At 70.6% G+C, this 11245-nt stretch carries 7 protein-coding genes; 2 read left to right on the forward strand and 5 right to left on the reverse strand.

The annotated features are described in order from the left end of the window. Nucleotides 1-132: 132 nt before the first annotated feature. The 3 genes from IT306_13725 to IT306_13735 all read right to left on the reverse strand — a co-directional run bounded on the left by IT306_13725 (nucleotide 133) and on the right by IT306_13735 (nucleotide 3841). Entirely contained in the window at nucleotides 133-903 is a 771-nt protein-coding gene (locus IT306_13725; protein MCC7369482.1) for an SDR family oxidoreductase, read from the reverse strand. A gap of 77 nt (nucleotides 904-980) precedes the next feature. Then, nucleotides 981-1520, reverse strand: a complete 540-nt coding sequence (locus IT306_13730) for a hypothetical protein (protein MCC7369483.1) — start codon at nucleotides 1518-1520, stop codon at nucleotides 981-983. Nucleotides 1521-1885: 365 nt separating this feature from the next. After that, a complete protein-coding gene (locus tag IT306_13735) occupies nucleotides 1886-3841 on the reverse strand; it encodes a VanW family protein (protein MCC7369484.1) in 1956 nt (651 codons plus the stop codon). Nucleotides 3842-4131: 290 nt separating this feature from the next. Here IT306_13735 and IT306_13740 point away from each other — a divergent pair, with 290 nt between their 5' ends. Further along, a complete protein-coding gene (locus tag IT306_13740) occupies nucleotides 4132-6027 on the forward strand; it encodes a hypothetical protein (GenBank protein MCC7369485.1) in 1896 nt (631 codons plus the stop codon). Nucleotides 6028-6091: 64 nt separating this feature from the next. Then, nucleotides 6092-7228, forward strand: coding sequence for an endonuclease/exonuclease/phosphatase family protein (locus IT306_13745; protein MCC7369486.1), 1137 nt, complete (start codon nucleotides 6092-6094; stop codon nucleotides 7226-7228). Nucleotides 7229-7256: 28 nt separating this feature from the next. Here IT306_13745 and IT306_13750 read toward each other — a convergent pair whose 3' ends face one another. Together IT306_13750 and IT306_13755 are read right to left on the reverse strand one after the other, a co-directional pair. Further along, nucleotides 7257-8282: a DMT family transporter gene (locus IT306_13750; protein MCC7369487.1), complete on the reverse strand. Its 1026-nt coding sequence runs from the start codon at nucleotides 8280-8282 to the stop codon at nucleotides 7257-7259. 87 nt (nucleotides 8283-8369) lie between these two features. Then, a complete protein-coding gene (locus IT306_13755; protein MCC7369488.1) occupies nucleotides 8370-10733 on the reverse strand; it encodes a protein kinase in 2364 nt (787 codons plus the stop codon). Nucleotides 10734-11245: the final 512 nt, after the last annotated feature.

The following is an 11245-nucleotide window of genomic DNA, read 5'->3' on the forward strand; positions in this document are numbered from 1 at the left end:
CGCACCAGTGCCGGCCGTTCCCGACGGCCGTCGCGCAGCGACGGCGTGACTGTAGGCGGGGACTTCAGTCCCCGACCGCCCGTTCCATGATGCTTCGGGGACACCAATGAACATGCAATCGCCCTGCGCCGCCTACCGGGCCGAGAAGCCGCCGTCCACCACGAACGCCGCCCCGGTCGTGAAGCTCGCGTCCGAGGATGCCAGGAACGCCACCACCGGCGCGATCTCGTCGGCGCGTCCCAGCCGCCCGAGCGGCACCTGATCGCCCAGCCGCCGCTCGCGGGCCGGCAGGTCGATGTCCTCAGCCATCGGCGGCTGCTCCAGCGGCCCCGGGCAGACCATGTTCACCCGGATGCCGTCCGGGCCGTACTGCACGGCCATCGCCCGACCGAGGGCCAGGACGCCGCCCTTGCTGGCCGTGTAGGCCGGGTTCTGCGAGGCCGCCCCCACAAACGCCGTCACCGAACTCATGATGACGATGGAGCCGCCGTTGCCCTGCGCCAGCAACTGACGCGCCGCCGCCCGACAGGTGATGAACGCCCCGCGATAGTTCACGTCCTGGGTGGCGTCCCACGAGTCCAACGTCTGCTGGTGGACGGGCAGGTCGCGCTTGTGGAGCTGGATGCCCGCGTTCACGACCACGGCGTCAAGCCGCCCCGTCTCCTGTGCCGCCCGCGCAAACGTCGCGTCGATCTCGTCCTCGCGGGTCACATCCGCGAAGAGCGCCAGCGCCCGTCCGCCGCCGCTCCGGATCTCCCCGGCGATCCGCTCGACCGCCGACTCGGCCCGATCGACCAGCACAACCAGCCCGCCCTCGCTGGCGATGCGCCGCCCGCACGCCGCCCCAATGCGTCCACCGCCGCCGGTGATCAGCACACAGGCACCCTCAAACCTGTTCAGCATCCTCGCCTCCCGGGCAGCAGTGTACCCGGGCGCGCAGACGACAGGATGTCCGGCGGCGCGTCAGCCCCGTTGGAGCCTCAGGCGTGGGTCTCGCCGTCGAAGGTCAGCCGCAGGTCGGGGCCGGACTTCCCGGGCGAGGAGAACGTCGCCGTGTACTTGCCGTCGCCGTCGAGCGCGGCGCAGTCGCCGCTCCCCCGCACGATCTGCCACGCGCCGGAGGCCGACATCCCTTCCATCTGGCCGCGCAGCCGCAGCGTCAGCGAGCCGCGCTCGGAGCGGATCGTCACCGAGCTCTCGTGCGTGCCCACCATCTTCGGCGCTTCCAGCGACCACTCGTCGACGGCCCGCAGGTCGCCCGTGAAACAGGCGGCAGCCGTTCCAGCCACCGACCGCCCGATGCTCTTCCCGACAAACACGCGGTCGTCAATCGTGAAGCGGCCATTGCCCGTGGGCAGCATCTCGCCGTCGCTCTCGGTGGACCCCGTCGCCACCCCGAAGACCGGTTCGGACGCACCGAGAGGAGCCGCCTGGGCCGGTCCCGCGGGACGCCCGGACCCGAACAGCGTCGCGGCCAGCAGCAGACCCAGCGCCAGGCGCCATCGCAAGCTTCGGGTCATCGTTCCGCCTCCAGGCCGCGTGCTCTGCGCCGACGGTGGCGCTCTGCAGCCCGACACTCAGTACAACGCGGCCACCGCACCCCGAGTGATGTTTCCGCGCTTCCCACAAGCCCTGGCCGCGTGCGCCGTTGTCGCGCCAGCCACACTCTCAACAACGCACGGCGGCCGCCGATTGTTCCGTCGATCTGGCGTGGTCGCCCCTCTTGCAAGAGCCGCACCCAGGAGGGAGCGTTCGCGGCAGCCCGCCGAAACTCCGCTCACTCCGGTCACGGCGGGCAGTCGGCTGACACGCGAAGATCGCCCCACGGAACGTGAACGTTCCGCGGGGCGATCTTCGCGTCATTCGGGCCAGGATCCGGGCGACGCTACGGCGTGGCGAACCCGCTCGACGAGCCTGACGGCGCAGGCGTCGGGCTTGGCGGTCTGCCGCCCGTCCCGACCAGCGTCACGTTCCGCGACGGCGCGTACTTGCTCTCCAGCTTCAGCACGCGCGGCTGCGCGCTGGCAGCGGTCACCGTCCGCACAAACGTCGCCGTGAACCCCTCGCGCGCGGCCTCGACCGCATACCGCTGCCCCTCAGGCAGGCCAGCCGTCTGTTCCACGACGGGCGTCGTGTCGGGCTGCTTCTGATCGGTGATCTTCGGGCCGTCAACCTTCACGTCCCACCCCGGCTTCGTCCCGTACAGCTCGAAGGTGACGGTGGTGTCGTCGGTGCGGCTGGCGATCAGCAGGTAGTTCCCAGTGTTGTTGACGAACTGCAGATCGAGGTTCACCTCCTCGTCTACCGTGGCGTCCAGGCCGACCACGCCCTTCGAGTTGTAGGCGGGGATCCAGTACAGGTGCCAGTGCCGCTCCTCAAGCTGAAGGCCGGACCAGAAGACTGGCTGAAACAGCGTCGTCGCCACCTGGCAGATGCCGCCCGCCACGGATGGCACTGTCTGGTGCCCCTGGCCGCCGGGGCCGCTGGTGATACCGAACGCCACCTGGAAGCCGTTGTCGATGGTCGTCGGACCGAGCGCCTTGTTGAACGAGAACTTCTCGCCCGGCTTGATCAGCTTGTTGTTCAGCCTCGAGGCCGCCAGCTTGACGTTGTGCTGCTTCTGCGGCACCGACCCCGCGAACGAGGTGGTCGCGGACTCGATCAGCTCCTTCACGCCGAGCGCCGCGAGGTTGTTGCTGTCGATGTCCGGCTTCGTCACCGAGGCCACCAGCGGAACCTCGCGCTGGCCGGCATCGATCTTCTCCAGCGCCACCTTCATGGCCGCCTCGACGTCGAGCTTGCGGCCGTCCTGGCTCGGCGTGGTGGCCTTGAGCGCCCCGTTCGCCCAGACCACGTCGGCGTTGCGCGGCTCCTGATACAGCTCCCTGGCGATCTTGTCGATGTGTGGGCGCAGCTTCTCGGCATCCAGCTGCACGGTAATCGGCACGCCGGGGCCGCCGCTGAAGACCAGCATCTCGGCCAGCGCCGCGCGGTCGATAGCCCAGGATCGCTCGGCGAAGCGCAGCTCGACGGGGGCGGAGATCATCGCCTCGGCGCGGGCCCTGGCCGGCAGCCGCATCTCGTCCGTCGTCTGTGGCTGGAGCACCAGCAGCGGCAGCTCGACGTCGGGCAGGCCGCCCTGCGCCGCCGCCAGCATCCGGCGGTAGCCCTCGTCCTGATCCAGGCGCTGCCCCACCTGCGCCGAGGTCAACTGAAAGCTCAGGTCCGGCAGCATGTCGAGGCGGGCGTTCCGCATCGGACGGTCGAGCCGCTCCGCCGCCGCCTGCACGAACGTCTCGATCGGCCGCGGATCGAGCATCTCCTCGGCGGCGACGGTCCTGCCGCCCCGCAGCGCCCGCGCCTGGGCGTACAACTGGTCTGGCAGCGAACCCTGCCGACCGACGGCCATGGCGCGCTCGACCAGCGTCCCCACCGGCATCGTCAGCCCGAGCTTGCCCCAGTCGGTGCGCCAGGTCTCCTGGCCGGCCCGAACCGTCACCGGGCGGGCCGTCAGCTCGGCGCCGCGGGCGGCCACCAGCGGCTCAGCCTCGGCCGGGGTCAGGCCGCTCAGGTCAACGCCCAGGACGCTGACACCCTGGTACACCCGCCCGACGTGGACGTACTGGTACATGCCCAGCGCCGCCACCGGGCTGATCACCCCAACGGCGACGATCGCCAGCAGGGCCACGACCCAGCCGCTCGCGGACGCCGAGGCCGGCCGAATCGGGCGGCGCGGCGGCTCGCTCGGTCCGTGCCGCGCATGGAGATCGTCGAGCCACTGCGCGGGGGTCGGCTCTCGGGGGTCGAGGTGTCGGGTGGTGGGGCCTTCTGCGACTGCCAACGGTCCTGCCTGTCCTGTCTGGGAATGGTGCTCAGGTGATGTAACGAGCGAATCACGATTTGGCTCTCATTCGAACGCCCACTATCGACGCTTTGCCCCGCACGACGTGGTCCGTTGCGGGCGGTTCTCCTCCCGTTCCTGAGCGGGAGATGTTGAATTGATGAAGCCAGAATGAAACCCACACGCTGTGGGTTGCCCGCCATTGTGTCAATCTGCCACACTCCGCCCCCGTGCCTATGCGAGTGCAACGCGCTTCAAGACAGCCTTTTCGTCAAGCCCTGGCGGCCCTGTTGCTCCTCTCGACGCTGATGCCGTCCTCCGCGACGGTGATTCGCGCAGACGACGAGGAAGTTGTGGTCACCCCTGAGGCGATCACGCCCGTCCCGCCACCGGCCACCGCCACTGCTGCGCCAGCCACCGCTGCGCCAGCCACCGCTGCGCCAGCCGCTGCGACCCCGCAGCCACGCCCGAATGCCACGACGACCCCTCGCCCGCGTCAGGCCGCCGAGGCTGACAACGGCAATGGGAACGACAACCGCGCCGCCGAGCCGCAGCCGCCGCTGGCAGCCTGCATCCCCGGCCCGAACACCCAACCCACCACCTGGCGGCTCGAAGGCAACGACGCGCTGAAGAACATGCGCGCCTCGATTGAGACGACGTTCAGGACGGTTGAGGCCCGCGAGATGGGCCTGACCGGGCAGTTCATCGGGTTCCGCCCGGGCGCGCTGTACGCCCACATCTACGCCCGCGACAGCGCCACCATCGCGCCAACCGCCCAGTACTTCTACGAGCTGCCCTGGCTCACCCGCCCCGTCGAAGAGTTCCTGGCCTTGCAGTACGACGGCGTCCCCGGCGATGCCGAGGATGCCCGCTGGCGCACGCCGGGCCAGCCTGGGGCGGTCAGCGGCACGGTCGGCGGCAACGAGATCTCCGGGGCCAAGATGCTCGTCGTCTCGGACGAGGAGGCGAGCGTCGTCTCGATGGCCTACGTCGCCGTCAAGGCTGGGGCCGGGCCAGCGTGGCTCACGCAGCAACAGGCCGGGAAGCCGCGCATCCAGCGGCTGAACGAGGCGATGGACTGGCTGTTTGCCCATCGCTTCGACCAGGCCTTCCGGCTCATCAAGCGCGGCAACACGACGGACTGGGGCGATGTCGCCGTCGGCGTCGGGCACTCGTCCGGCGAGTACGTCAAGGAGCCGTCCGAGTGGACCGCCTCGATCTACGATCAGGCCTGGGCCTACCGCGCGCTGCTCCAACTGGCCGAGATGAACGTGATGGTCGGGCAGGAGGAGATCGCCGAGCACCAGCGGTCACGCGCGCGGCTGCTGCGGCAGGCCTCGATTGAGCGGCTCTGGCAGGCGGATCGTGGGTACTTCCGGACGCGGCTGCTGCTCCCGCCGCTGGCCCCCGAGATCGATGAGGACCGCATCGTCAGCGTGGCGAACGGCATCGCCGTCTTCGCCGGCCTTGCCGAGCCCTCCGAGCACAAGCCGATCTTCAACGCCCTGGAGCGCGCCCGCCTGGAGGCGAGAGCGCCCAAGCCCGGCCTGACCCTCTGGCCAGCCTACCCGCTCGGCTTCTTCGACTACCCACAGATGACGCCCGGCCGCTACCAGAACGGAGCAGTCTGGGACTGGTGGGGCGGCATGCAGGTCAGCGGCGAGTTCTGGGCTGGCTACTCGTCACTCGGGCGCAAGCACCTGGAGCTGGTGGCGCAGGATTGGGCGCGCGAGCCGGGCGAGATCTACGAGTGGCAGGAGATGGGCACCGGCAAGAACCTCGGGTCGGCGGCCTACACCGGCGCGGCCGCCTCGATGGGCCAGGCGATCATCTCCGGCCTCTACGGCGTCGAGCTTGGCTCCGATGGCTGGGAGATCAAGGCCCGCCTCGGGGCGCAGAGCGGCGGCATCCACGTCTTCCACCCGCCGAGCGGCTGCACCCTGGACTACTGGCACACCTACGCCGGCGACAGGATCGCCGTCGAGTGGGAGACGACCCATCCAAATCCTGGCGAGCTGCGCGTCACCTTGCCTGACAATGTGAAGGTGGACGCTGCACTTCTCGATCAGAAGTCCGTCAAGGTGCGCACCGAGGTCGTGGGGGACGACGTGTACGCGGTCCTCCCGACGAAAGCGCCCCCGGGCAAACATCGGCTGGAGCTGCGCCTCGTCGAAGCTGCTGAGTGACCGGGCAGGCCGTGGCGTCCCCGTCCCGGCCAGCCTGGCGTTGTCTGTAGCGAGGAAGCCTTCCGTGACAGCTCTGTCTGCCCTTTTTGGACGCTCACCCGGCGCGGCGGACGCGCCATCTCGTGCTGCGCGCGCACTGCGACAGGCAGTGACGGGGGCTGGCCTCGCCTACGCCGCCAGCGTCTTCGGGTATGCGCTCATCCGCAAGATCGCCGGCACCCACCCGGGCTGGCAGGAGCTGATCGACGATCTGGAGCCGTGGGCCTACCTGCCAGGGCCGGCCCTGGCCGCCCTGGGCAGGGCCAGCGGCTCGGGCCGCCTGACGGCCGCTGGCCTCGGGCTGATGGGCCTGTTTGGGCTGCGCTGGGGGAGCCGCTACCTGCGCCACACCCCGATAACGCCCAGCCAGCGATCCGTCGCGTCGCTCACGGTGATGACCTACAACACGCTGGCCTGGCAGCGCGAGGGCCACGACCTCGAACAGTCGATCCTGGCAGCCAGCCCAGACATCGTCGCCCTGCAAGAGATCGGGCCGCGCGCGGCGCACTACCTCGCCGACGAATTGAAGGCGCGCTTCCCCTACGCCTACGTCAGCGAGGCGTCGGATTCGTCCGGCGCAGCCATGCTCAGCCGCTACCCGCTCGGGGACGTGGTGGCCTTCAAGGCGTCGGACAAGGGCCACTGGTGGCAGAAGATGACGATTGATACCCCGCCCGGGCCAATCGCCTTCTTCAACATTCACACCAAGATCCCGTACATCCGCACGACGCATCGCCGAAAGTGGCTGCCGCGCATTCCGCTTCAGTTCCATGCCGAGCGCCGCCTCCGCGAGGTCGAGCACCTCGTGTCGCTGCTGGAGGCCGAGACCGGGCCGGTCATCGTCTGCGGCGACTTCAACATGACGGAGCGCAGCCCCGATCATCGCCTGCTCTCGGGCTATCTCCAGGATGCGTACCGCGCGGTCGGGCACGGCCTCGGGAACACGTTCCCGCGTGTAGGGTCGTGGCCGCGCACGTTCCCGGCTCCGTGGCCGCTGCTGCGCCTGGACTACGTCTGGCACTCCGGCCACTTCGACGCGGCCTGGGCCTACCGTGGCGAGGCCGGCCACAGCGACCATCACCCGATCGTCGCCGGGCTGCGCTGGACCGGCGTCAGCCGGCCGATGAACGCAGGCTTCCCGCTGGCCGCGTCCACGGTCTAGCCCCAGGTCGGAGGCCCGGCGGGCCGTCCTACGTGCGCGACTTGCGCGGCGCGAGCGTCGCGCTGTTCGCCACTGCCACCCCGCCCACGATCATCAGCGCGCCGGCGGCGGCCATCAGCGTCGGCAGCTCGCCCCCGATCAGGAACGCCATCACCTGCGCCCCGAGCGGGATCATGTACTGGAAGCTCGCCACGCGGGTGGCATTGATGCGGCGCAGCAGCATCACCCAGGCGGTGAAGGTCGCCCCGGTCGCGATCACCCCGCACCAGAGCAGCGAGAGGTAGGTCGCGGTGCTGGCGGTCAGCAACCGCCCGATCTCCCCTTCCACCCCGACCACCAGCGCCAGCGGCAGCGCACCGAGCAGGCTGGTGGCCGCGCAGACGGCAATCAGGTCATGCCCTGCGCTCAGGCGGCGCGCCAGCACCGTGTAGAGCGCCCACGTCCCCGAGCTGACCAACGAGAGCATCACGCCGAGCAGGCTCAGGCCGCTGGCGTCCACCCCACCGCGCAGCGCCACGATCGCAACCCCGAGGAACCCGATCACCAGCCCGGCCAGCACGCGGACGGCCAGCCGCTCCCGCAGGAGCAGGATCACGCCGAGCGCCACCATCAACGGGCTGGCGTTGGCCAGGACGCTGTTGATGCCGGCCGGCAGATACCCGAGCGCGGCCATCGACAGGCCGGAGCTGGCCGAGTAGCCGGTCAGCCCGAGGATGGCAAACTTCCAGACCTCGCCCGGGCGGAACAGCGCCAGCAGCTTGCCGAGGCGGCCCGTGAGCACGCAGACGACGATCAGGAACGTCGAGCCGAGCGCCACCCGTGCGAACGGCAGTTGGAAGATCGTGATCTCTTCGAGCGTCCGCTTGGCGATGGGATGCAGGCTGGCCCAGATCACGACCACGGTGATCAACGAGAAGAGATCGACGGGCGCGAAACCGGCAATCGTCCGACGCGGAGAGACCGCGGCCGCCGTGGCCGGAACTACCCCGGCCGGGGCAGCCGTCGAGGGCAAGGAGACCGTGTCAGCGGTGGTAGAGGCGGGGGCCGAGGACACGAAGGTCAGGTCCGAGGGGGGAATCCGGGGGACGGGAAGGTTATACCCCGCCCCACGCCCCACGCCCCACGCCCCACGCCCTGAAGCCTACGGGCGGCGCACTTCCAGGTTGTCGAAGCGCGCCTCCATCGTGCCCTCAACCCCCGTGAACGTCCCGGCTCCCAGGGCGTGCTCGCCGGCGGTCAGGTCGCCGTTCTCCACCGATACGACCGTCTTGCCGTTGACCGTCGCCTCGATCTTCGGTCCGACACAGCGCAGCCCCAGCCGGTTCACGGCATCGCCGGGCCGGACGTCGGGGTTGTCGCGCGTCTCGCCGAGCACCTTCTGTACGCCATCGTCCCAGTAGCTCAGGATCACGCGGCGGGCCTCCGGCACGATGGAGGCGCGATACTGCCGGGTCTGGCTGCCGCTCGAACGGTCCCGGCAGACCAGGAAGGCGTAGCGGGCCGTCGGGTCGCCGACGATACGCACGTCCACGGCGATCAGCGTATCGACGTACTCGCCGCTGACGAACACGATCGGCGCGGTCGGCAGCGAGGGGTTGACCTTCCGGATGACGTACTCGCCCTGCTCGTAGGCGAAGGTGTACTCGCCGGGGCGCGGCGACGTTCGGGTCAGCAGGCCATCTGGTCGTGAAAAGCTCTCGGCGACGATGACGTCGGCCGGGGGAATCGTCGCGCCGGGGCGGGCTACGCCACCAGGCGGGGCCGTGCCACCGGGTGGCGCTTGCGGCTTGCCCGTCGGCTGCGGGGCCGGCAGCACAGCTGCGCTGCCCGCACCCGGTTTCGGCAGCGCGATGGGCGCACCGGTGGCGGTTGGGAGAGCGGCAACCCGGGGAGCGGTCGCGGTGGCAACGACGGCCGGCGGCACTGTGGTTGCGGCTGGCGGCAGGGTCACGGCCGGCGTGGGGGGCGCAGCAGGCGCGCTGGTCGGCAGGACGTCGGTGGGCGCGCCCGCCGCGCCGACCGGGCCGGCCGCTGTCGGCGTCGGCGCGCCAGCCGACCCGTCCCAGGTCGACGTCCGTCCGAGCACGATGCCCACGCCGATCAACAACACGGCCGCCGCGCCAGCAGCCACCACCCGCCAGCGGACAGCCAGTCGGCCGCGAAGACGCTCAGGGCGCGCAGCCTGGGGTGGCGGGGGCTGCGCCGACCACGGCGGCGGACCCGGTGGCCCGGGTGGCCCCAGTTGCCCGGGTGGTCCCGGTCGCTCCCGCGCATGCGCGGCGCCGCCACCGGGGAGCGGTGGCCCATCCATGATCCGCGTCGGAGCGGCAGCGTCATGGGCGGGCCTCGGGGCGGCGGGCGGCCCCCCGGGCGGCCGCGGGCCGGGATCCGCGGCCGGCGGGGCCTGGGCTGGAGGCAGCGCCTGGGCTGGAGGCAGCGCCTGGGTGAGTGCCGTCTGGGTTGGCGGCGGTTGGCCTGGCGGCGGTTGGGTTGGCGGCAGCGCCGCGATGCGTGTCGTCGCGTCGTGGTCTTCTGCCGGCCTCCCCTCGGGGCTGAGCACGGGCAGAACCACGGTCGACTGCTCGCCGTCGACCGGCCGACGCCCCCCTGCCGGCTGTCCCGGCGGCAGCGGGCGCGAGAAGTCGGAGACACGCAGCGGTGGCGGCGTCGGCGGGTCCGCGCCTGCCGCCTCGGCCAGGGCTTGCTGCATCTGGAAGGCCGAGGCGAAGCGCCGGTCAGGGTCGCGCGCCATCGCACGGTCGAGCACGGCGACCAGGGCCGGCGGCAGGTCCGGGCGCACCTGGACGATCGGCTGGGGCGGCTCCTGCCGCACGCGCCGCACGACCTCCCAGATGTTGCCTTCCGGCCCGCGGAGGTACGGCGGCCGGCCAGCGAGCAGATGGTAGAGCACAGCGCCCACCGCGTACAGATCGGCGCGGGCGTCGATGGGCCGCCCTTCAAGCTGTTCGGGCGCCATGTACTCGGGCGTGCCGAGCAGCTCGCCCTCGGCGGTGATGGTCCCCGCCCCGACGATCCGCGAGACGCCAAAGTCCAGCACGCGCACCCGGCCCGATGGTTCGAGCATCAGGTTGTGGGGCTTGAGATCGCGGTGGATGATGCCGATGGCGTGCGCCTGCTTCAGCGCCCCCAGCAGCTGATCGACGATCTCGACCGCTTCCGCCACGGGCAAGGGGCCGTGCCGCTCGACGCGCTCGGCGGCGGTCTGGCCTGGCACGAACTCCATGACCATGTACGGCGGCGAGGTTGGGTCGCGGCCGGCATCCAGGATGCGGGCGACCTGGGGCGTCTGTAGACGGCGGGCCAGCGAGATCTCGCGCTCGAAGCGGGCAGCGACGTCCTGCATGCGCGCGTAGTGGCTGTGGAGCACCTTGACGGCGACCGTCGCGCCCGAGCGAAGGTCGCGCGCGCGGTAGACGTTGGCATATCCGCCGCTGCCGACGAGGTCGGTCAGCTCATAGGTGCCATTGAGAACTTGACCGATCACGCGCCCGCCTCCGCTGACTCGGCGAGCGCTACTCTAGCACCGGGCGGATTCCGGGTCCAGCGACGCGGCAACATCGCCCGCTCCCTCAGTCACATTCTCAGTTCAGGAACCGTCACCTCGACGCTCACATTTTGAGTGAGGAATCAGGGCGATTGCATGTTCGCTGGTGTTCCCGAAGCGCGACGAGACGCGCAGTCGGGGGTTGAAACCCCCGCCTACACGCATTCAGTCGCTGCGCGACGGCCGTCGGGAACAGCCGTCGTCCGGTGAGACTGGAGCGTCGCGCAGCGACTGCAGGATCGTAGGCGGGGCTTTCAAGCCCCGACGCGGCGGCACGACGCGCTCAACATACGATTGCACTGGTAGCAGCACCAGGGCGATCGCATGTTCGCTGGTGTTCCCGAAGCGCGACGAGACGCGCAGTCGGGGGTTGAAACCCCCGCCTACACGCATTCAGTCGCTGCGCGACGGACACCGGGAACAGCCGTCGTCCGGTGAGACTGGAGCGTCGC

Source organism: Chloroflexota bacterium (assembly GCA_020850535.1).
GTDB lineage: Bacteria > Chloroflexota > UBA6077 > UBA6077 > JACCZL01 > JADZEM01.

Bases quoted from the DNA above. Each gene is read 5' to 3' on its own strand.
- IT306_13725 (MCC7369482.1), bottom strand. From the start codon at position 903: ATGCTGAACAGGTTTGAGGGTGCCTGTGTGCTGATCACCGGCGGCGGT.
- IT306_13730 (MCC7369483.1), bottom strand. From the start codon at position 1,520: ATGACCCGAAGCTTGCGATGGCGCCTGGCGCTGGGTCTGCTGCTGGCC.